The 21009-nt window shown below is 42.1% G+C and carries 19 protein-coding genes; 7 read left to right on the top strand and 12 right to left on the bottom strand.

All coding sequences use genetic code 11. The features are described 5' to 3' along the window. Nucleotides 1-333: 333 nt before the first annotated feature. From ACA086_RS13690 to ACA086_RS13670, 5 genes are all read left to right on the top strand, one after another. Nucleotides 334-1125, top strand: a complete 792-nt coding sequence (locus ACA086_RS13690; protein WP_369746914.1) for a MotA/TolQ/ExbB proton channel family protein — start codon at nucleotides 334-336, stop codon at nucleotides 1123-1125. A 23-nt stretch (nucleotides 1126-1148) separates the two neighbouring features. Then, the gene (locus tag ACA086_RS13685; protein ID WP_369746915.1) at nucleotides 1149-1592 is read left to right on the top strand and encodes a hypothetical protein; all 444 of its coding nucleotides are present in this window, start codon (nucleotides 1149-1151) and stop codon (nucleotides 1590-1592) included. 13 nt (nucleotides 1593-1605) lie between these two features. Beyond that, nucleotides 1606-2214, top strand: coding sequence for an ExbD/TolR family protein (locus ACA086_RS13680; RefSeq protein ID WP_369746916.1), 609 nt, complete (start codon nucleotides 1606-1608; stop codon nucleotides 2212-2214). 18 nt (nucleotides 2215-2232) lie between these two features. Then, nucleotides 2233-2715, top strand: coding sequence for an ExbD/TolR family protein (locus tag ACA086_RS13675; RefSeq protein ID WP_369746917.1), 483 nt, complete (start codon nucleotides 2233-2235; stop codon nucleotides 2713-2715). 96 nt (nucleotides 2716-2811) lie between these two features. Beyond that, on the top strand, nucleotides 2812-3498 hold the full coding sequence (locus tag ACA086_RS13670; RefSeq protein ID WP_371003908.1) for a porin family protein: 687 nt from the start codon (nucleotides 2812-2814) through the stop codon (nucleotides 3496-3498). A gap of 19 nt (nucleotides 3499-3517) precedes the next feature. On the opposite strand, the gene ACA086_RS13665 is transcribed toward ACA086_RS13670, so the two are convergent. From ACA086_RS13665 to pyrH, 6 genes are all read right to left on the bottom strand, one after another. Continuing rightward, nucleotides 3518-4123, bottom strand: a complete 606-nt coding sequence (locus ACA086_RS13665) for a hypothetical protein (RefSeq protein ID WP_371003907.1) — start codon at nucleotides 4121-4123, stop codon at nucleotides 3518-3520. Next, nucleotides 4123-5580 carry an RNA polymerase factor sigma-54 gene (rpoN, locus tag ACA086_RS13660; RefSeq protein WP_371003905.1) on the bottom strand — a complete coding sequence of 486 codons (1458 nt, stop codon included), beginning with the start codon at nucleotides 5578-5580 and terminating at the stop codon, nucleotides 4123-4125. Before rpoN ends, ACA086_RS13665 begins: the two co-directional genes overlap by 1 nt. A 44-nt stretch (nucleotides 5581-5624) precedes the next feature. After that, entirely contained in the window at nucleotides 5625-7052 is a 1428-nt protein-coding gene (gene asnS / locus ACA086_RS13655) for an asparagine--tRNA ligase (RefSeq protein ID WP_369746921.1), read from the bottom strand. Nucleotides 7053-7146: 94 nt separating this feature from the next. After that, on the bottom strand, nucleotides 7147-9546 hold the full coding sequence (locus tag ACA086_RS13650; protein ID WP_371003904.1) for an RND family transporter: 2400 nt from the start codon (nucleotides 9544-9546) through the stop codon (nucleotides 7147-7149). A 363-nt stretch (nucleotides 9547-9909) separates the two neighbouring features. Further along, nucleotides 9910-10464 carry a ribosome recycling factor gene (gene frr, locus ACA086_RS13645; RefSeq protein ID WP_371003903.1) on the bottom strand — a complete coding sequence of 185 codons (555 nt, stop codon included), beginning with the start codon at nucleotides 10462-10464 and terminating at the stop codon, nucleotides 9910-9912. 41 nt (nucleotides 10465-10505) lie between these two features. Next, complete coding sequence (pyrH, locus tag ACA086_RS13640) at nucleotides 10506-11213, bottom strand: UMP kinase (RefSeq protein ID WP_371003902.1); 708 nt, start codon at nucleotides 11211-11213, stop codon at nucleotides 10506-10508. Nucleotides 11214-11314: 101 nt separating this feature from the next. Here pyrH and ACA086_RS13635 point away from each other — a divergent pair, with 101 nt between their 5' ends. Further along, on the top strand, nucleotides 11315-13186 hold the full coding sequence (locus tag ACA086_RS13635; RefSeq protein WP_371003901.1) for a peptidase M61: 1872 nt from the start codon (nucleotides 11315-11317) through the stop codon (nucleotides 13184-13186). A gap of 50 nt (nucleotides 13187-13236) precedes the next feature. Here ACA086_RS13635 and tsf read toward each other — a convergent pair whose 3' ends face one another. From tsf to rplM, 4 genes are all read right to left on the bottom strand, one after another. Then, a complete protein-coding gene (gene tsf, locus ACA086_RS13630; protein WP_371003911.1) occupies nucleotides 13237-14061 on the bottom strand; it encodes a translation elongation factor Ts in 825 nt (274 codons plus the stop codon). Between the two features lie 56 nt (nucleotides 14062-14117). After that, nucleotides 14118-15233, bottom strand: a complete 1116-nt coding sequence (gene rpsB, locus ACA086_RS13625; RefSeq protein ID WP_371003900.1) for a 30S ribosomal protein S2 — start codon at nucleotides 15231-15233, stop codon at nucleotides 14118-14120. A gap of 215 nt (nucleotides 15234-15448) precedes the next feature. Then, nucleotides 15449-15835 carry a 30S ribosomal protein S9 gene (rpsI, locus tag ACA086_RS13620; RefSeq protein ID WP_371003899.1) on the bottom strand — a complete coding sequence of 129 codons (387 nt, stop codon included), beginning with the start codon at nucleotides 15833-15835 and terminating at the stop codon, nucleotides 15449-15451. 2 nt (nucleotides 15836-15837) lie between these two features. Continuing rightward, a complete protein-coding gene (gene rplM / locus ACA086_RS13615; RefSeq protein WP_371003898.1) occupies nucleotides 15838-16290 on the bottom strand; it encodes a 50S ribosomal protein L13 in 453 nt (150 codons plus the stop codon). Nucleotides 16291-16527: 237 nt separating this feature from the next. On the opposite strand from rplM, the gene ACA086_RS13610 reads away from it, so the two are divergent. Further along, nucleotides 16528-17025, top strand: a complete 498-nt coding sequence (locus ACA086_RS13610) for a hypothetical protein (RefSeq protein ID WP_371003897.1) — start codon at nucleotides 16528-16530, stop codon at nucleotides 17023-17025. Between the two features lie 71 nt (nucleotides 17026-17096). Here ACA086_RS13610 and polA read toward each other — a convergent pair whose 3' ends face one another. After that, entirely contained in the window at nucleotides 17097-19931 is a 2835-nt protein-coding gene (gene polA, locus ACA086_RS13605; RefSeq protein WP_371003896.1) for a DNA polymerase I, read from the bottom strand. A 57-nt stretch (nucleotides 19932-19988) separates the two neighbouring features. Next, the gene (locus ACA086_RS13600) at nucleotides 19989-20981 is read right to left on the bottom strand and encodes an isoaspartyl peptidase/L-asparaginase family protein (RefSeq protein WP_371003895.1); all 993 of its coding nucleotides are present in this window, start codon (nucleotides 20979-20981) and stop codon (nucleotides 19989-19991) included. Nucleotides 20982-21009 lie beyond the last annotated feature (28 nt).

Raw genomic sequence — 21009 nt, 5'->3', positions numbered from 1 at the left:
TATCATTTTGGGAAGCAGGAGCGCAGCGACTGAATCCTAAGGAAGAGTGAGCAAATGGATTTCTGCGCAGCAGAAACGTTCATGAATGTATTGCCGTTTAAGTAAAGTGGGAAGTAGGTGGCGAGCGAGTCAATCTCTGTCTAACTGCTGCTCACGGACATATTGTTTAATGATGAGTTACAAAAATTAGGATTTCTAATTTTTCCACTTATATTTGTCAAGATGACAATTTTATAACGTTTTATCAATTCTTAACGCAAGACATTTAATTATTAATTGTTTATTTTTTATATCTTTAAATCCTATTAACTAACTAAATTCAAGTTGAACAAAATGAAAAGATTATTCTCGATCCTGGCTATGGCTGGGCTATTTGTCCTAAGTACAAATACGGTAAGCGCAAAAGCGAATGCAATGGTTTCTAATCTGTCTGCCACTGTTGCAACCGCAGTAATGACGATTCAGGAAACGCCAGCTGAAGACATGGCAGAAGATAAAGGCTTCACTCAGGTATTGAAGGAGCAATTTATCCAGGGTGGTGCCGGGTTTATGGGGATTGTTCTCCTATGTTTGATTCTCGGACTGGCAGTGGCTATTGAAAGAATTATATACCTTAACATGGCCAGCACTAACACTGATAAATTAAAGCAACAGGTAGAGGATGCTCTGGCTTCCGGTGGTATAGAAGCTGCTAAGGAAGTTTGCCGAAATACAAGAGGACCTGTGGCCTCAATATATTATCAGGGTCTCGACAGGGCCGGTGAAGGAGTTGAATCCGCTGAAAAGGCTGTTGTAGCTTACGGTGGTGTTCAAATGGGTCAGTTAGAGAAAAACGTATCCTGGTTGTCCTTATTTATCGCTATTGCACCCATGCTTGGGTTCATGGGAACGGTAATTGGTATGATCCAGGCCTTCCAGAAAATTAGTGCAGTAGGTAACTTAAGTGCCTCCCTTATTGCCGGCGATATTCAGGTGGCTTTATTAACAACAGTATTTGGACTTATTACTGCGATCATTCTTCAGATATTCTACAACTATATCATTGCTAAGATCGATGGTATTGTTAACGATATGGAAGACTCATCGATCACCCTGATCGATATGCTGGTAGATCACAAAAAATAATAAGACTCTAAATACAAGATATTATGAATAAAATTGTAAAAATAGTTCTGGCTGTTTTGGGTCTGCTCTCCGCAATTCTCTGGTATCAATTGCCAGGGCGGGATATGCCAGCGTCCGAAGCTGTAGAAAGTGTGGCCATCACCGGGATGTTTACCATTACCTATATCTTATTGGCTATCGCGGTGGTAGTAAGTTTAGTCTTTACCCTGGTAAACCTATTCGCCCACCCTCAGAAGTTAAAGAAAACCCTGATAGTTATCGGAGCATTTCTGATCGTTCTTGGTTTTGCTTATGCAATCTCCTCAGGTACGGATGTAAACCTGGACGAAATGGCCAGAAGGGGGATCCCTACAACAGAGGACACAGTAAAGAATATAGGAACTGGCTTGAATCTCTTTTTCCTGCTGGTTATAATCGCCGTAGTTTCTATGCTATGGGGAGGGGTTAAAAAGATGACTAATAAATAATAAATTTTAAGCTATGTCTAGAAGAGGAGGACCACCAGAAGTAAATGCAGGCTCTATGGCAGACATTGCCTTTCTGTTACTTATCTTTTTTCTGGTAACAACCACCATTGAAACAGATGCAGGTTTAGACCGGATGTTGCCGCCAATGGAACCACCGGAGGATAACGTTGTGATCAAACAGAAGAATATCTTCACGGTGAATATCAACAAAAGCGGTCAGTTGTTAGTTGAAGAGGAACTGACAAATCTCAAGGACCTTCGCTCCAAGGCCATGGCCTTTCTTGACAATGGCGGAGACGGTAGTTGTAACTACTGCAAAGGACGTAGAGATGAGTCTTCTTCCGATAACCCTACTAAGGCTATTATTTCCCTTAAGAATGACCGGGAAACAAAATACGGCACATATATTACCGTACAGAATGAATTGGTAGGCGCTTATAACGAGTTGCGGAACAGGGAAGCTCAGCGTTTATTCGGCAGGGATTTTACCGATATGGAAGCTGAATTCCTCAATCCGGAAACACCATCCAGTATTCGGGATGAACTGAAGGAAAAAGTTCAGAAAATTCAGGAATTATTTCCACAAAAACTCTCGGAAGCAGAAACCTCTACTTCAAACTAATTTAAGGAACAACAGATTATGGCTAAATTCACAAAGAAAAAAGACGGGGATCTTCCGGCTGTATCAACAGCCTCCCTTCCTGATATTGTATTTATGCTCTTGTTCTTTTTCATGACTGTAACTACCATGAAAGACAGTTCGCTAATGGTAGAGAATGTTCTGCCAAATGCAAGTGAGGTAAAAAAGCTGGAGAAAAAAGACAGAGTATTGTATATCTATGTCGGGAAACCTACCAGAGATTATCAGAAAGTCTTCGGTACAGAGCCTAAGATCCAGCTCAATGATAAGTTTGCCAATGTTACTGATGTTGGTGATTTTATCCTGGAAGAAAGAGCAAAGAAACCACAGGAATTACAAAATGTACTTACTACCGCTTTAAAAGTTGATAAGGATGCCAGTATGGGACTTATCTCAGATATAAAGCAGGAGTTGAGAAAGGTAAACGCCCTAAAGGTAAATTATACAACCTATGAAGGAGATGCCTTCAGGAACGTACAGTAATATCCTAAAGAATATATTTTTAAAACGCTCCATAAAAAGGGGCGTTTTTTTATTTCTGTATATGTCTTTTTATGTAAATATTCTACCTTTAGGAATATGCGAATACGCCTGATTTTACTTGCTGCCTTCCTGTTTGCCTCTCCCTTGTTGGCACAGGAGATAATTCCGGATGGAGACCCGGATTATCTCGAGGATCAATTCTATGTAGGTCTTACGTACAATTTAATTCTGAATAAGCCTGAAAGTGTTAATCAGCAAAATCTGTCCTATGGTTTACAATTGGGATTTATTAAAGACCTCCCTTTAAATTCCAAAAGAAATATGGGACTGGGAATAGGATTGGGATATGCTGTTAATTCCTATTACAGTAACCTGCAAGTCAGCGAACTCGACGACAGCTTTGAATACAGTCTGCTCAGCAGCGATCTTAATACAAAACGCAATAAGTTAGAAACACATCTGATTGAGCTACCTATTGAAATTCGCTTTCGGAATTCTACGCCCACAGAATATAAATTCTGGCGGTTTTACGCCGGGGCGAAATTAGGTTACGTCGTTGGTGCCAGATCTAAATTAGTTACCACGGAATACAAGGATTCATTTTACGTCACTGATATCGAGAACTTCAGATACGGACTTACGGCAAATTTTGGGTATAATACGTTTAATATCCACATTTATTATGCCCTCAACAACCTATTTAAAGACGGTTTGCAACTTGATTCCGGTGAAGACCTGACCTTTACTCCACTGAGGATCGGATTTATTTTCTATATCCTCTGACAAGGGCGGATATCCTTATTTACAGCCAGAATTTCAAGGTAAGCAGCTGGGAAACCACACCTACCATAAAACCAATTAAAAGCTCAGTACGGCTATGTGCTTTAAGGAAAAGCCTGGAAGAGGCCACCAGGCCGGAGGCAAAGATCATAAGACTTATCCCCACCACAATATTGCGTTCAAAATGTATGCTTAAAGCAATCAGGAACATCAGAATACTTCCCACGCCCATCATATGGAGACTGGTTTTAAAAGGGATCAGCAGCAATAAAAGGCTGGTGCTGGTTGCGGCGATCAGACCTAAAAAGAAAAAGTACAACTCCAAAGTATAATGGTCCGGAATCACCTTTAGGAGGATCATCAGTAAGAGGATCAGGCTGATCATCAATGGGTACTTACGTTCCTCAGCTCGCGAAAGGAAAATCGTCTTGACGATCCCTAGATTTTTCAGGATAAAAAAACAAAGAATGGGAATTATTATTGTCAGGATAAAGATGGGCAGAATATTCCCGCTTCTCATCTCCAGAGTAGTGTACTTGGGCGTTATCAGAAAATAAGATATAGTGCCAGCTAGGGGCACAAAAATAGGATGGAAGATATAAGACACCAATTGGGAGAGCAATCGCATCAGATCTCTTTTCTTAATCGGGCAACCGGAATTCCCAGCTGTTCCCTGTATTTCGCTACTGTCCGCCTGGCGATAGGATAGCCCTTTTCCTTGAGAATTTTAGCCAGTTTATCATCAGTAAGGGGTTTTCGTTTCGACTCATCCCTGATCACTGTTTCCAGAATCTTTTTTATTTCTCTGGTTGAGACATCTTCCCCCTGAACATTCTTCATAGATTCGGAAAAGAACTCCTTGATGAGCTTTGTGCCATAAGGCGTGTCAACATATTTGCTATTTGCCACCCTCGAAACAGTAGATACATCCATGTCGATGGTATCAGCAATATCCTTCAGGATCATCGGGCGTAATTTTCGCTCGTCCCCGCTTAAAAAATATTCCCTCTGGTACTCCATGATGGCGTTCATGGTTATAAAAAGCGTCTGTTGTCGTTGTCTTATGGCATCGATAAACCACTTGGCCGCATCGAGTTTTTGTTTGATAAAAAGAACGGCATCCTTTTGAGACTTAGAACGCTTTTTAGCACTCTTATAACCTGCCAGCATATTGCTGTATTCCTTGGAAACATGAAGTTCCGGTGCGTTCCTGCTGTTCAGGCTCAAATCGAGTTCCCCTTCGACGATACGTATGGAGAAATCCGGAACAATATGCTCAATGATTCTGTTATTTCCCGAATAAGAACCTCCGGGTTTGGGATTGAGTTTTTCAATTTCCGATATGGCTTCTCTCAGGTCCTCTTCTGAAATGTTGTGCTTCTGCAGGAGTTTTTTATAGTGCTTTTTGGTAAAATGATCAAAGGATTTTTCGAGAATAAGAATGGCCAGATCAATAGCCTGACTTGGTTCTTTTCTTCTCAGCTGAATGAGCAGGCATTCGTCCAGAGAACGAGCAGCCACACCGGGAGGATCGAGCTCCTGCACAATTTTTAGTACTTTTTCAATGGTCTTCTCATCGGTGTATATATTCTGAGTAAAAGCGAGGTCGTCCAAAATATCGCTCACCGGACGTCTTATATATCCACTTTCATCTACACTTCCTACCAAAAACTCGGCGATGGACCATTCTTCATCGCTTAAGTAAAAAGTATTAAGCTGATTGATCAGGTATTGGTTAAAGGAGATGCCGGCGGCGTAGGGTGCAGATTTCTCCTCATCATCAGCACTGTAATTACTGGTTCTGGTACGGTATTCAGGAATCTCATCATCGCTCAGATAGTCATCAATATTGATATCTTCAGTATTGATGGTGTCATTGTCATTTTCCCCATCGTAAGCCTCTTCAAACTCATCTTCGTAGGTGCTCGACTCCTCTTTCCCCGATTCCAGTGCAGGATTTTCCTCTAATTCCTGTTTTAGCCTTTGTTCAAATGCCTGGGTAGGCAATTGAATAAGCTTCATCAGCTGAATCTGCTGAGGAGATAGCTTTTGCGAAAGTTTAAATTGTAAGTGTTGCTTTAGCATTAGGGGCACAAAATTCTCGTTACATAAAAGTAACGAATTTACCTTTAGAACTCCGCATTCTGCGGTGTTCTAGGAAACGGAATTACATCCCGAATGTTGCCCATTCCGGTAGCAAATTGAACAAGCCTTTCAAATCCAAGGCCAAATCCACTATGCACTGCTGTACCGTATTTTCTAAGGTCGAGATACCACCAGAGTTCCTTCTCATCTATACCCAGGGTTTTAATCTTCTCTAACAGTACATCTAAGCGCTCCTCTCTCTGGGAACCGCCTACGATCTCACCAATCCCCGGAAATAGGATGTCCATGGCCCTTACAGTTTTTCCATCCTCGTTCAGCCGCATGTAAAAAGCCTTTATTTTGGCCGGGTAATCGTAGAGAATGACAGGGCACTTAAAGTGCTTTTCGACTAGGAATCGCTCGTGTTCACTTTGAAGATCAGCCCCCCATTCCTCAATGAGATATTGGAATTTCTTCTTTTTGTTGGGCTTACTGTTCTTTAGTATCTCTATGGCTTCGGTATAGGTAATCCTCACGAATTCGTTGTCGATTACAAAACGCAACTTGTCAAGCAGGGAAAGTTCGCTTCGTTCAGCCTGGGGCTTTGTCTTTTCTTCATCGAGTAGTCGTTTTTCCAGAAAGTTGAGATCCTCGGCACAATGTGCTACAATATACTTCAGTACTTCTTTTATAAAGTCTTCCGCCAGGTCCATATTGTCTTTCAGATCGTAAAAGGCCATTTCCGGCTCTATCATCCAGAACTCAGCCAGGTGCCTTGAGGTATTCGAATTCTCAGCACGGAAAGTAGGACCAAAAGTGTAAACCTTTCCAAGACCCATGGCATAAGCTTCTGCCTCTAATTGACCTGAAACCGTAAGATTGGTCTCTTTGCCAAAAAAGTCTTCTTTAAAATCCACTTCGCCTTCTTCAGTGAGGGGTGGGTTCTTTAGATCCAAAGTAGTAACGCGAAATATTTCTCCCGCACCTTCCGCATCAGAACCGGTGATGATGGGCGCGTGCATGCAATAAAATCCATTTTGTGTAAAATACTGATGAACAGCAAATGACAGGGCAGATTGTACCCTCATTACAGCGGCAAAGGTGTTGGTTCGCACTCTTAAATGCGCTTGTTCGCGCAGAAATTCCATGGAGTGTTTCTTGGGTTGTATAGGATAAGTCTCGGCATCTGCCGTACCGTGGATATGGAGTTCGGTGACCTGGATCTCAACGGCCTGTCCTCTGCCCTGACTGGCAACCAACTTCCCTTTCACCTTCAAAGCTGCCCCCGTGGCAACTTGTTTTAACAAAGCCTCGTCAAAATTTTCAAAATCAACTACACACTGAATATTGTGAAGTGTCGATCCATCATTCAAAGCGATAAATCTATTACTTCTAAAGGTTTTTACCCAACCATTGACTTCAACGATTTGTTCCTCAGGGGATTCTTTTAATAGCTCTTTGATATGCTTCATTACCAGGTAATTCTATTTCGACGCAAAGATAATCCTTTGGTGAAAACTACATACCCCGAACATTCGCTATTATTTGCCAGTTTTGCTGTTAAACCTATATACTTTCACTCTCCGGCAATTCATCTTTGGGAAGGATATCAATCTGTGGTTTTTTCAATACCTCTTTGTTGGCAATGCTGCGTTCAAGAGAAAGTAATAAAGAGGGTAGGAGGATAAGATTGGCCAGCATGGCAAAAAGCAGGGTGGCCGAAACAAGAGCACCCAGGGCAACGGTCCCACCAAAGCTGGAGAGTACAAAGACAGAAAAGCCAAAGAAAAGTACAATTGAGGTGTAGAACATACTTACCCCGGTTTCTCTGAGGGCGGCATAGACAGATTTTTGAATTCTCCAGTGGTTGGCTGTTAATTCCTGTCGGTACTTTGCCAGAAAATGTATAGTGTCATCTACCGATATTCCAAATGCAATACTAAAGACAAGGATAGTAGAGGGCTTAATGGGTACCCCTACAAATCCCATCACTCCGGCAGTAATTACAAGGGGTAGCAGGTTGGGGATCAGTGAGATCACGATCATCCTGAACGAACGGAACAAATAGGCCATAAAAAGTGCAATAAGGCCAATGGCCAGGGTAAGAGATAGTATCAGGTTTTTTACCAGATATTTCGTTCCCTTTAGAAACAGTAGCGCCTTTCCTGTCATGGAAGTTTTATATCGCTCTTCGGGAAAGATCTTTTCAAGATTTTCCAGTAATCTGGCTTCAATCTCTTCCATTCTTTCCGTCTTTACATCTTTAATAAATGTTGTAATCCTTGCAACCTGCCCGGTACTGTCGACGAAATTCTTCAGTAAATCGCCATTACCTTCCGACTTCCTGGCTACTTCCATGATAAAAGTATTCTCCTGGGAAGTGGGCAACTGATAATACTTTGGTATCCCGTTGTAAAAGGCTTGTTTGGAATATTTAACCAGTTCAACTATAGATGTGGGATTTGACAATTCGGGGAACTCCCTTATCCTTTCGCCCAGCTCATCCATCTTTCGCAGGTTTACCGGTCTTAGAACCCCATTCTTCCTATCGGTATCGATCACAATCTCAACGGGCATAATGCCGTCGAACTCTTCTTCAAAAAACCGGATGTCTTTGTAAAACTGCGCACTTTTCGGCATATCCTCTATTGGACTGCCCGAAATCCGAATTTGATAAATACCAATGATACTTGTAACAAGCAATAGCACTGAAACCACGTATACACCAATTCTTCTTTCCCGAACAATCCGCTCCATCCAATTGACAAAGGCGTCTATCCATCGCTTGTTGAGATGTTTCAGATGCTTTGTTTTAGGAAGGGCCATAAAACTATATATGATAGGAATGATCAGCAGGGAAAGGATAAAAATAAAGATGATATTTATTGAAGCTACGATACCAAACTCGGTCAGGAGTTTACTATCAGTTATGATAAAGGTTGCAAAACCGGAAGCTGTTGTGATATTGGTCATCAAGGTGGCATTCCCGATCTTGGAAATTACTCTTTGCAGTGAGAGCGCCTGGTTGCCATGCTTTTTAACTTCCTGTTGGTATTTGTTGATCAGGAAGATGCAGTTGGGGATACCAATTACAATAATCAAGGGCGGGATCAGAGCCGTAAGCACTGTAATTTCATATTGCAGTAAGCCAAGTATACCAAACGCCCACATCACCCCAATGATCACCACACACATGGAAATTAGTGTGGCACGGAAACTCCTGAAAAAGAAAAAGAAAATCAGAGATGTAACTACCAGAGCTGCGGTGATAAACATCCCGATCTCATCGATAATGTTCTGGGCATTCATCGTTCGGATATAGGGCATGCCGGAAACCCGTACGTCTAATCCCGTTTCCATCTCGAAATTGTAAACCAGAGTAGTAAAATCGTTGAGGATAAAATCCTTCCTGACCGAAGTATTCACAATATCCTTATCGAGGTAGGCAATGGTTCTGATGGTTTCACTCTCCTTATTGAAAAGCAACTTATCGTAAAAAGGAAGATTGTTAAACAAGTGTTGTTTTAGGCTATCAATGGTCTGCTGGTCTTCAGGCTCCTCTTTGAGAAACGGGGTTAATACAAACTCCTGACTCTCATTGTCCTTAACCAGCTCCTGTAGATTGTCGGTAGAGATGACGAATTCTACCTCAGGGAAAGCAACAAGCTGCTTGCTTAAGACATTCCAGCGATTAAAATTTTCGGGAGTAAAAAGGGTGGTATCTCTGATGGCTAGTACAATGGCGTTTCCTTCTTCTCCAAATTGTTTCAGAAATTCCTCGTATTCAAGATTGATGGGGTGGTCATCGGGAAGGAGATTGGCCTCCGTATTGGAAAAACGCATGTTTTGCCACTGAAAGCCAAAGAATACAGTAATGGAGGCAATAATCACCAAAATCAGGATCCGGTTTCTCAGGATGATCCTTGCGGTCCTCGGCCAAAAATTTTGTGAGAGCTTAGCTACCATATTGTATGTAAAAAGGCCCGGTACTGTTTGTGGAGTCTCTTGTATTGAATTCTAAATACGGGATAAATCCTATTCCTGACCTAGGCTTTTCAAACGCCGTCAAAGGTAGAAAATGCGTGGCAGTGTTCCTAGTTTCCCAATAGGAAATACCACTAAAGGGAATATGCCAAGAAGCTGTACATTTATAGATTTGAAAGGAAGTAATATAGCAGAAAAGAAATGTCGCAGCACAAAAAGTTCTGGAAGTTTGAACGGAAAATCTACAGGATTCTAATTGTGCTTTGCACTATAGCCCTTGTACTAGCTATTCTGGCTATGTACTTTTTTAAGGACGGAGGGAGTCTTTGATTGGGGATTCCGAACCTACACCTTCATAATCTCGACTTCTTTCAGGTCTAGGATCTGGTCGATTTTAGTTACGTAGCTATCGGTTAGTTCCTGAATATCGATGATGGCGTTTTTTTCCAAATCTTCTGAAACATCGAGATTTTTAATTTCCTTATTGGCCTCCTGCCTTGCACTTCTGACACTTACCTTGGCATCTTCTGCTTCGGCTTTTGCCTGTTTAACCAATTGTAACCTTCTCTCTTCAGTAAGTGGAGGAACATTGATAATCACGAAATCGCCATTGTTCATAGGATTAAACCCTAGATTCGCATTCATAATCGCCGTTTCTATAACCTGCAGCATGCTTTTTTCCCAGGGCTGAACAGATATCGTACGGGCGTCCGGAGTATTGATATTGGAAACCTGGGAAAGCGGAGTCTGTGAGCCATAATAGTCGACCATTACAGATGAGAGCATGGCAGGGCTCGCTTTTCCTGCCCGGATTTTCACCAGTTCTTTCTCCAGGTGTGAAATGGCACCATCCATACTTTCCTTGGCTGTATCTATGACAAAATTTACCTCTTCGTTCATAAAATCAATTTAAAAACAAAGTAACACAATTTTTTGAAAAATTAAAGATTTACGACTGTACCAATATTTTGACCTGACACGATCTTTAAAAGATTCCCTTTTTTATTCATGTCGAAGACCACGATCGGCAACTCGTTTTCCTGACTTAAAGTAAAGGCTGTAGTATCCATCACTTTCAGTCCCTTGCTCAATACATCGTTAAACGAGATCGTTTCGAACTTGGTAGCCGTCTTGTCCTTTTCCGGGTCGCTGGTATAAATTCCGTCTACGCGGGTTCCTTTCAGGATCACATCGGCCTCCACTTCAATAGCCCTTAACACAGCCGCAGAGTCGGTAGTGAAATACGGATTCCCTGTTCCTCCTCCGAAGATCACTACTCTTCCTTTTTCAAGGTGGCGCATAGCACGTCTGCGGATAAAAGGTTCGGCTACTTCATTGATTTTTATAGCCGATTGAAGTCGGGTTTGAACCCCTTTGTCCTCAAGAGCACTCTGAAGAGCAAGCCCATTGATTACGGTGGCAAGCATCCCCATATGATCTCCCTGTACACGATCCATTCCGCTGCTGGCTCCAGCGAGACCTCTGAATATATTTCCTCCCCCTATCACAATGGCTACTTCAATTCCCTTATCTACAACCTCTTTGATTTCTTCAGCGTAAGTTGCTAGTCGGGTGGGATCAATTCCATATTGTTTTTCGCCCATTAAGGCTTCCCCGCTAAGTTTGAGAAGAATCCGTTTGTATGCCATCCTATTGTATCGATTTGGAAACAAAAATAGTTAAAATATTCGAGGCGAATCTGTTGGCCTTCGTCGGATTTTCCAGAACTTGCACATTAAATAGTTATCAGATGTTTAAAAACCTGTATGTATTACTCCTGTTAGCCTTACTCCTGGGTTGTGGAGCTGCAAAACTTCCTTCCCCCGGAGCAATAATGCCGATAAAAGCACAGATTGATCTTGTGGAAGTTCTGGATGATAAAGTAATGGTAGTGGTTGATCCGGGCCAGATAGGTAAAGATGAAATTCTTTTTCTGATTCCCAGGATCATCCCGGGAACTTATAGCGAAGACAATTTTGGAGCTTATGTGCAAGATTTTGTCGCTCTCGATTACGATGCTGAGCCTATGAATATCAGCAGGAAAGATGTTAACAGCTGGCTGATTTCGGACGCGAAAAAACTCGACAAGGTTACATACTATGTCAATGATACCTTTGATACCGAATTGGAGGTGGAGGAAGCCGTGTTTTCACCTGCGGGCACAAATATTGCAGCTGGGGAGAATTTCCTGCTTAACCTCCACGGATTTGTTGGGTATTTTGAAGGCCTTAAAGAAGTTCCCTATGAGTTGAATATTGTTTCTCCTTCTGAGCTGAAACCTGCCACTTCCCTACATGAAATCAGTGCAGAAATTACAGATAAAGGTCAATACAACTTTTCAGCGAAAAGGTACTTCGAGCTCGTTGATAACCCTATTTTATTTGCCAGGGCTAATACAGAGACTTTTAAGATTTCTGATATAAGTGTAACTCTGAGTGTATATTCTCCTACAGGGAGATATAGCGCCAAGGACTTCCGACCTCAAATGGAGGCCATGATAAAAGCTCAGAAAGCCTTCCTGGGGGGAGTCAGCGGTACAAAGACTTATACCATTCTATTATACCTTGCCCAGATATCCGATTCTGATGCTACCGGATACGGGGCCCTTGAACACCACACTTCAACTGTTGTAGTTCTGCCTGAAGCACTGCCAAAGCAAGTACTCGATGAATCTATGGTGGATATTGTCTCTCATGAATTTTTTCACACCCTGACGCCCTTGTCAGTGCATTCGAGAGAAATACAGTTTTTCAACTTTAATGAACCTGATATGTCAATGCATTTGTGGATGTATGAGGGGACTACCGAGTATTTTGCCAACTTTTTTCAAGTTCAGGAAGGACTTATTGAAATTGAAGAATTTTATGATAGGATGGCAAAAAAAATATCGAATTCCAGGGTTTACGATGACAGCATGTCCTTTACCACTATGAGTGAGAGGATCCTGGAGTCGCCCTTCAAGGAAAATTACCTGAATGTATATGAAAAAGGAGCATTGATCAATATGTGTCTCGACATACTTCTTCGGGAACAAAGTAATGGTGAGAAGGGTGTATTATGGTTAATGAAAGAACTTTCAGCAATCTATAACGAAGATACCCCATTTGATGATCCCGAATTGATTGGTGAGATTGTTGCGATGACTTACCCCGAAATAGGATCATTCTTTGAAAAGCACGTTCAGGGAAAAGAGCCGATACCTTATCCGATCTACCTGGAAAAAGTAGGGTTGAAACTGGAGATGGACCAAAAACCTGCCTCCTATTTCTTTTTAGGTCAGATACCCTACATAGATGCAGATCCCGGTGATCTGGATACCATATTTGTACAAAAGGGTATGGAATTGAATTCCTTTTTTCAGGACCTGGGGGCAAAAGGAGGAGATATAATCATTAAAATAAATGACACTACTATCACGCTTGACAGTATGAGGACGATAGTTGGGGAGAGTTTTGGCTGGGATGCGGAGAAAGATATCCGGATGACCGTGATGAGAGATGGAGAGCTCATTGACTTGCAGGGCAAGGCAGGTACACCTATATATACTGAAAGAAAAATAGTTGAGATGGATTCGGTTTCGGAGAAGGTAATTTCCTTAAGACGGGCCTGGTTAGGGCAATAAAAAAACCGCCTTCTAAAAGAGAGGCGGTTTAAAGATATAAAATGTACTATTTATCCTAGTGCAACCCGCTCAAAACCAGTTACCTCCAGGCTGGAGTCAACAGATTTCACATATTGAGCAACACTTTTTTTGCTGTCTTTGATAAAGTCCTGATTTACCAGTGTATTGTCTTTAAAGAATCGCTTAAGCTTTCCTTGTGCGATCTTATCCAGCATCTCTTCTGGCTTACCTTCCTGCCTTAACTGATCTTTGGCAATCTCAATCTCCTTATCGATAGTTTCTTGGTCAACGCCACTCTGATCCAAAGCTACAGGATTCATAGCCGCTGCCTGCATAGCAACGTCCTTGGCAGCTTCTTCAACTCCTTCTACAGCAGCTGACAGTCCAACCAGGGTTGCGATCTTGTTTCCTGCGTGGATGTAAGATCCAACGAATGGGGCAGATAACTTTCTGAATCCACCTATTTCGATCTTCTCACCAATAACTCCGGTTTGTTCAGTAAGTTTCTCCTGCACGGTAATTCCATTGTAATTGGCCTGAAGAAAAGCATCTTTATCATCATACTGAAGGGCTAATTCTGCCAGCTCTGTTGCCAGACTAACAAATGTCTCGTTCTTGGCTACAAAGTCGGTTTCACAATTCAGAGAGATGATTACTCCTGCTGTTTTATCGGCATTGACTTTGGCGATTGCGGCACCTTCTGAAGAATCTCTGTCTGCTCTTTTGGCAGCCACTTTTTGTCCTTTTTTACGAAGGATTTCGATCGCTTTGTCGAAATCACCTTCAGCTTCAACCAGTGCATTTTTACAATCCATCATACCGGCTCCGGTAGTCTTTCTCAATGTATTTACATCAGCGGCGGTAATTTTTACCATCATAATATTGTTTTTTTCAGATGCCGGAAAATGGCAATCTGCATGTTAATTTTAATTTATTCTACTCCGGCTTTGGTATTATCCTGCCATTCCTTTAATTCGTCCCATTTTCCTTCAGCAGCCATTTTTGCCTGCTTGGGCCAGGATGCGGGATTTTTTGATGCATAGCGCGAACCTGCATCGGCCAGGATAGCTTTAAGGTCATCTTCAGACTTCCCAGCTAATTCGGCAAAAGAGTTGATACCTGCTTTATTAAAAACCTCCGAAATTTTAGGGCCAATTCCTTCTACCTTGGTCAGGTCGTCTGCAGCTGTTTTCTCAGTCTTTTTAGGGGCCTCTTTTTTAGCAACTTTTTCTTTTTCTTCTGCTTTTGGAGCTGCTTTGGCTTTTGGAGCTTTTTCTTCTTTTACTGCCTCAGTTTCTTTCTTTTTGGCTTTGGGTGCCTTTGGCTCCTGTCCTTCTGTAGCAGCTTGTTTCTCGGATTTACGCTCCGTTAATCCTTCAGCAACTGCATTGGTTACATGTGTCATGATGATTTCAATCGACTTTGATGCGTCGTCGTTCGAAGGAATTACAAAATCGATCGGACGTGGATCAGAATTTGTATCTACCATGGCGAAGATCGGAATGTTGAGTTTCTGAGCTTCTTTTACTGCGATATGCTCACGCATTGTATCGACAATAAAAAGTGCACCTGGAAGTCTGGTCATTTCCGAAATAGATCCTAGGTTTTTCTCAAGTTTCGCACGTAAGCGATCAACCTGTAATCTCTCTTTCTTCGAGAGGGTATTAAACGTGCCATCTTTTTTCATCCGGTCAATGGAAGCCATTTTCTTAACGGCCTTACGGATAGTAACAAAGTTGGTTAACATTCCACCAGGCCAACGTTCTGTGATGTAAGGCATATTAACGTTGGCTACTTTTTCTGCAACGATGTCTTTCGCCTGCTTTTTTGTAGCAACAAATAATATTTTCCTTCCGGAAGCCGCAATTTTCTTCAAAGCCTCAGAGGCTTCTTCAAGTTTTGCTGCTGTTTTGTAGAGGTTGATAACGTGGATCCCGTTGCGCTCCATATAAATATATGGGGCCATATTGGGATTCCATTTTCTTGTGAGGTGACCGAAGTGTACACCCGCTTCTAAAAGATTTTTTACTTCTGCTTTTTTTGCCATTTTAATTAGTTTACGTTCTTATGAATTAGCAATGGGCGAGTGGTATTCTGAAACAGAACGCCTCTACCATTTAGATGCTAAACTAAATTTTTCCAAATCTGCTGATGTCTGATAAAGACATTGCTTCAATTCAGAATTTTAATTGTCCCATGACAAGGGACTTTCAATGAACTTGGGTTACTATATGTGTGCTCATAAGAGCACGAGTTATAAAATTATCGTTTGGAGAACTGGAATTTCTTACGGGCTTTTTTCTGTCCGAATTTCTTACGCTCTACCATTCTTGGATCTCTTGTTAAAAGACCTTCTGGTTTTAAGGCCAGTCTGTGCTCGGCGTCAATTTCGCATAGAGCTCTTGATAATGCCAGTCTGATAGCTTCTGCCTGCCCTGTAATTCCTCCACCGTAGACATTTACACTAACGTCATAGCTGTCTTCATTGTTTGTAAGAGCGAATGGCTGCTTTACTTTGTATTGAAGAGTAGCGGTTGGGAAGTACTCGTTAAGATCTTTTTTATTGATGGTAATGGCTCCTTTACCCTTAGAAAGATAAACACGGGCTACGGCTGTTTTCCTTCTGCCAATTTTATGAACTACATCCATTATTAAAGATCGTTAAGATTAATAGTTTTTGGTTTCTGAGCTTCCTGCTGATGTTCTGCTCCTGCATATACTTTAAGGTTTCTGAACAATTCAGCACCTAATTTGTTTTTAGGAAGCATTCCTTTCACAGCTCTTTCAACAACCGAGGCAGGATTTTTTGCTTTCAATTCTTCAGCAGTAAGGGAACGCTGTCCGCCAGGATAACCTGTGTGTCGGATATAGGTTTTATCTTCCCATTTATTACCTGACAACTGTACTTTTTCAGCGTTTATAATAATTACATTATCCCCGCAATCCACATGAGGTGTGAAGTTAGGTTTATTCTTCCCTCTTAGAATAATAGCCACTTTAGAGGCCATTCTTCCAAGCGTTTGTCCTTCTGCATCTACAAGCAACCATTCTTTCTGAACAGTAGCTTTGTTAGCTGAAACAGTCTTGTAGCTCAATGTATCCACTACGATTTTATTTAAGAATTATACTTTTCATTCCCGTTTAACGGGCTGCAAATGTACAATTATTAAGTTGAATTACAAATGGTTGTTTTCTACTTTTTCATTTTTTTCTCGACATTTTTAAAGCTGACAGGCAGTCACAATCCCAATGCTAGCACTCATTATATATATTGACTAACACTATTCTTATACTTTTCCCGTTATTTGTGCGTTTTTAGAAATAGATAAAATCAAGTGATTATGAGAAATACCTATGTGTTGTTCTTCCTTGCAAGTTTACTTTTTAGTGCCTGTTCAACAGACAAAATGAACGAAGGATCTTCTGATTCTATCCTGGGAACCTGGGATTTGACAGCTCTTGATATTGACCAACAAACAGCTTCTGATGAAGAAGAATTCGGACAGGTGATACTGAGTGAACTCGCATCAGAGGATTGCTTTCTGGTGAGCCTGACTTTTAATCAGGACCTTAGCCTGGTTACGGAAGACGCCTCCAACTACCTGGAGATTGGAGTTAACGCCGGAGGAACCGGTTTGGAAGTGCCTTGTCCATCTCAAAGGGATACACAAACAACTACTTATACCTATTCTGAAGGGGTATTAACCTTTGTGGATGAAAATCAGGTCACGGTATCACTGGACGTTTCTATAGAAGGAAATGAAATGGTTGTTTCTGCTCAGGAATTGGATGTTGAGAATTTTAATGCAGGAGGCAATCTGATTTTTACAAGAAGATAAAGTAAATAAAAACACTCATAAAAAGCCCTTCACATTACTGAAGGGCTTTTTTATTTCTGGATACTACCTTTTTAATGGGCTTCGAGCCAGTTTTCACCTACTCCAAGTTCCACATCTAGTGGAACTTTTAGTTTATAAGCTGATTCCATAGCGGCCTTGATCATCTTCTTTGCTTTTTCCAATTCCGGTTTGTAGACATCGAAAACCAATTCATCATGTACCTGTAGCAGCATTTTGGTCTTGTATTCCCCTTCCTTCAATTTTTTGTGAATGTCGATCATGGCAATCTTTATGATATCTGCTGCACTACCCTGAATTGGAGCGTTGATAGCATTCCTTTCTGCAGCTCCACGAACCACTGCGTTGCTCCCATTGATATCCTTCAGATATCTGCGTCTGCCAAGTACGGTTTGAACATAGCCGTGTTCCCGGGCAAAATCAACCTGATCAGCCATATACCTGCGCAATTTAGGATAGGTCTTATAATAGGTATCGATGAGTTCTTTGGCTTCGGTTCTTGAAAGATCTGTCTGATTGCTCAATCCAAAAGCCGATACCCCGTATATGATTCCGAAATTCACTGTTTTGGCATTTCCTCGTTGTTCCCGGGTCACCTGGTCTAATGGGATATTAAATACCTTTGAGGCAGTAGAAGCATGAATATCTTCGCCATTTTCAAAAGCTTCTATCATAGTATCCTCTTCACTGAGGGCAGCGATAATCCTTAATTCTATCTGGGAGTAATCCGCCGCAAGAAGCACATAGTCCTTGTCCCTTGAGATGAATGCCTTTCTGACTTGTCTCCCTCTTTCTGTACGGATCGGGATGTTCTGAAGATTGGGGTTATTACTGCTGAGTCGGCCGGTAGCTGCCACAGTCTGCATATAATCTGTATGCACCCTGCCGGTACTTGGCTCTACCTGGTTTGGTAAAGCGTCTACATAGGTACTCTTCAATTTGGCCAGGCCACGGTATTCCAGCACATCTTTGATGATCTGGTGATCTTTGGCCAGATATGACAATACATCTTCGGCAGTAGAGTACTGCCCGGTTTTTGTCTTCTTTGGCTTATCAACCAATTTGAGTTTGTCAAAGAGGATCTCACCCAACTGCTTGGGAGAACCAATATTAAATGTCTCCCCTGCCTCATCATAGATCTTTTCTTCCAGGGTCTTGATATCCGAGTCGAGTTGCGCTGATAAACTATTGAGGAACTCATAATCGAGATTTATTCCCTCTAATTCCATATCGGCCAGAACCCTTAGAAGAGGAATCTCAATATCCCGGAACAGTTCCATCGTTTTAGCCTCTTCCAATTCTTTTTCAAAATGCTCAGCCAGTTGCAGGGTGATATCAGCATCTTCTACCGCGTATTCAGTTTGTTGTTCCAAGGGAACTTCCCTCATGCTAAGCTGGTTCTTTCCTTTCTTGCCAATAAGTTCAGTGATTGAAATGGGTGTATAATTCAGATAGGTCTCTGAGAGTACGTCCATATTATGACGCATATCGGGATTGATCAGGTAGTGGGCAAGCATAGTATCGAAGAGCGGCCCTTTAACTTCTACTCCGTATTTATTTAAGACCTTGATGTCATATTTGAGATTCTGCCCCACTTTTACAATTTCTGTCGTAGAAAAAAATGGGTAAAGTTTCTCCAGAAGTGAAGCTGCTTCAGTTTTATCTTCCGGGAAAGGCAGATAAAACCCCTTCCCGGCTTCCCAGGAAAATGCAATTCCAACCAATTCGGCCTGTAGCGGATTAAGAGACGTAGTTTCTGTGTCGAAACATACCTTTTTTTGTTTGAGCAAATTTGTGAGAAATAAATCAAGGGCCATTCCGGGCTGAATACTCTGGTAGACATGAGGAACATCTTTGATGGTTTTTCTCCCGGAAACCACTTCCAGGGTGGCCGGCGCTGCCCCATTGCTGCCAAAGAGAGAAAACTGCCCGCTTCCTGCAGCCTGAGCTTCTTTTTTGGCAGTTTCGGTACTGGTAACCATGGTAGGTGTTCCTTCGGTCTCGTCAGAAAAAATCTTTATAAATTGATCCCTGAGACGTCTGAATTCTAATTCTTCAAAAATCTCCTGCACCTTTTCATTGTCGGGAGGGGAAAGCTCGTAATCAGTAGCGTCAAAAGTGACGTCACAGGTAATACATATTGTCGCCAGTTGTTTGGAGAGTCGTCCGAGTTCTGCATTTTCCTCCACCTTTTCCTTCATTTTACCTTTGAGCTGGTCCGTGTTTTTCAGGAGGTCCTCCATTGATCCGAACTCTGCGATAAATTTCTTCGCTGTTTTTTCTCCTACTCCGGGTAAACCCGGAATATTGTCACTAGCATCTCCCATCATCCCCAGGTAGTCTATGACCTGTTCAGGGCGCTCTACCCCAAATCTTTTCTGTACTTCGGGGATTCCCCATATTTCAATGCCATTACCCATCCTTGAAGGGCGGTACATAAAAATATTTTCTGAAACGAGCTGCCCGAAATCCTTATCGGGAGTAACCATAAAAACCTTGTATCCTTCTTTCTCAGCCTGTTTGGCAAGGGTGCCAATAATATCATCTGCTTCCAGTCCCGAAACCTCCACAACCGGGATATGCATGGCTTTGAGGATTTTCTGTATATAGGGAATTGCAATCCTTATCGCATCGGGGGTTTCGTCCCTATTTGCCTTGTATTCCGGGAATAATTCAGTTCGTTCCGCGCTACCATCCTTATCAAAACAAACGGCAAGATGATCGGGTTTTTCCCTCCTGATTACATCGAAAAGAGAATTCATAAATCCCATAATGGCAGAGGTGTCCATCCCTTTGGAGTTGATCCGTGGATTTTTGATCAAGGCGTAATAACCCCGAAAAATTAAGGCGTAGGCATCCAGTAAAAAAAGTCGTTTCTGATCAGACATACATCAATTATTAGACAAGAAATCAAAGCTACAAAGAATCTAAGTTAACTTAAAGGATCAGCTTTTAATATAACTTGCAGCCGGGATATTTTCATGGCCCTCTCCTGTGTACTTTCGATAAGAAAATCCGGGATGTATGCAATAAGCCCCGGTTTCGCCAGCTTTGTTGATGGCAATAAAACCTATTTGGATATCCTTGTAATTCTCTTTTTTGGCAATAATTCGCTTTACTCCTTCCTCGCAGGCTTGCTGTGGAGATTTGCCCTGTCTCATTAATTCAACAATCAGGAAGCTGCCTACGGTACGCACCACTTCTTCCCCCATCCCGGTAGCTGTTGCACCGCCAATTTCATTATCCACAAAGAGTCCTGCACCAATAATTGGAGAATCGCCCACTCTTCCGGCCATTTTATAAGCCATCCCACTGGTTGTGCATGCCCCGGCTATATCTTCATTTGAATCGATGGCCAGCATCCCTATGGTATCGTGATTTTCGATATTGATCACCGGTTCGTACTGGGAAGTTTTTTTCCATTCGAGCCATTCTAGTTTCGACTTTTCTGTCAGCAGATCGTCTTCCTCAAACCCCATTTCCACAGCAAATTGCCTGGCACCCTCGCCGGCGAGCATCACATGCGGAGTTTCTTCCATCACCTTCCGGGCTACCGAAACGGCATGAACAATATTCTGAAGGTAGACTACAGCACCACATCTGCTATCTTTATCCATAATACAAGCATCGAGGGTTACATTACCGTCCCTGTCTGGTCTGCCTCCTTTTCCAACAGATTGATTCGCCACATCGGCTTCTTCCACCATCACACCCTGTTCAACCGCATCAAGAGAATTTCCTTCCCTGGCAAGTACTTCAAAGGCCCTGGCTGTCGCATTGGGAACGTCCCAGGTAGCAATTACTATAGGTTTTATGGATTCTGTATTCTCCCCGGCCTTTTCTACCTTGTCTTTTTCGGCGCAGGCCACGGCCAGGGAACCACCGAGAATGGCCGCACTTCCCAGGCCGGAGTTTTTTATAAATTTTCTTCTTTCCATACACTAAGGTTGACTATTTTTATAAGCT

This window comes from Muriicola sp. E247 (assembly GCF_041358175.1).
GTDB lineage: Bacteria > Bacteroidota > Bacteroidia > Flavobacteriales > Flavobacteriaceae > Muriicola.
This window is presented reverse-complemented; position numbering and strand designations above follow the sequence as displayed.

Bases quoted from the DNA above. Each gene is read 5' to 3' on its own strand.
- ACA086_RS13690 (WP_369746914.1), top strand. From the start codon at position 334: ATGAAAAGATTATTCTCGATCCTGGCTATGGCTGGGCTATTTGTCCTA.
- ACA086_RS13685 (WP_369746915.1), top strand. From the start codon at position 1,149: ATGAATAAAATTGTAAAAATAGTTCTGGCTGTTTTGGGTCTGCTCTCC.
- ACA086_RS13680 (WP_369746916.1), top strand. From the start codon at position 1,606: ATGTCTAGAAGAGGAGGACCACCAGAAGTAAATGCAGGCTCTATGGCA.
- ACA086_RS13675 (WP_369746917.1), top strand. From the start codon at position 2,233: ATGGCTAAATTCACAAAGAAAAAAGACGGGGATCTTCCGGCTGTATCA.
- ACA086_RS13670 (WP_371003908.1), top strand. From the start codon at position 2,812: ATGCGAATACGCCTGATTTTACTTGCTGCCTTCCTGTTTGCCTCTCCC.
- ACA086_RS13665 (WP_371003907.1), bottom strand. From the start codon at position 4,123: ATGCGATTGCTCTCCCAATTGGTGTCTTATATCTTCCATCCTATTTTT.
- rpoN (WP_371003905.1), bottom strand. From the start codon at position 5,580: ATGCTAAAGCAACACTTACAATTTAAACTTTCGCAAAAGCTATCTCCT.
- asnS (WP_369746921.1), bottom strand. From the start codon at position 7,052: ATGAAGCATATCAAAGAGCTATTAAAAGAATCCCCTGAGGAACAAATC.
- ACA086_RS13650 (WP_371003904.1), bottom strand. From the start codon at position 9,546: ATGGTAGCTAAGCTCTCACAAAATTTTTGGCCGAGGACCGCAAGGATC.
- frr (WP_371003903.1), bottom strand. From the start codon at position 10,464: ATGAACGAAGAGGTAAATTTTGTCATAGATACAGCCAAGGAAAGTATG.
- pyrH (WP_371003902.1), bottom strand. From the start codon at position 11,213: ATGGCATACAAACGGATTCTTCTCAAACTTAGCGGGGAAGCCTTAATG.
- ACA086_RS13635 (WP_371003901.1), top strand. From the start codon at position 11,315: ATGTTTAAAAACCTGTATGTATTACTCCTGTTAGCCTTACTCCTGGGT.
- tsf (WP_371003911.1), bottom strand. From the start codon at position 14,061: ATGGTAAAAATTACCGCCGCTGATGTAAATACATTGAGAAAGACTACC.
- rpsB (WP_371003900.1), bottom strand. From the start codon at position 15,233: ATGGCAAAAAAAGCAGAAGTAAAAAATCTTTTAGAAGCGGGTGTACAC.
- rpsI (WP_371003899.1), bottom strand. From the start codon at position 15,835: ATGGATGTAGTTCATAAAATTGGCAGAAGGAAAACAGCCGTAGCCCGT.
- ACA086_RS13610 (WP_371003897.1), top strand. From the start codon at position 16,528: ATGAGAAATACCTATGTGTTGTTCTTCCTTGCAAGTTTACTTTTTAGT.
- polA (WP_371003896.1), bottom strand. From the start codon at position 19,931: ATGTCTGATCAGAAACGACTTTTTTTACTGGATGCCTACGCCTTAATT.
- ACA086_RS13600 (WP_371003895.1), bottom strand. From the start codon at position 20,981: ATGGAAAGAAGAAAATTTATAAAAAACTCCGGCCTGGGAAGTGCGGCC.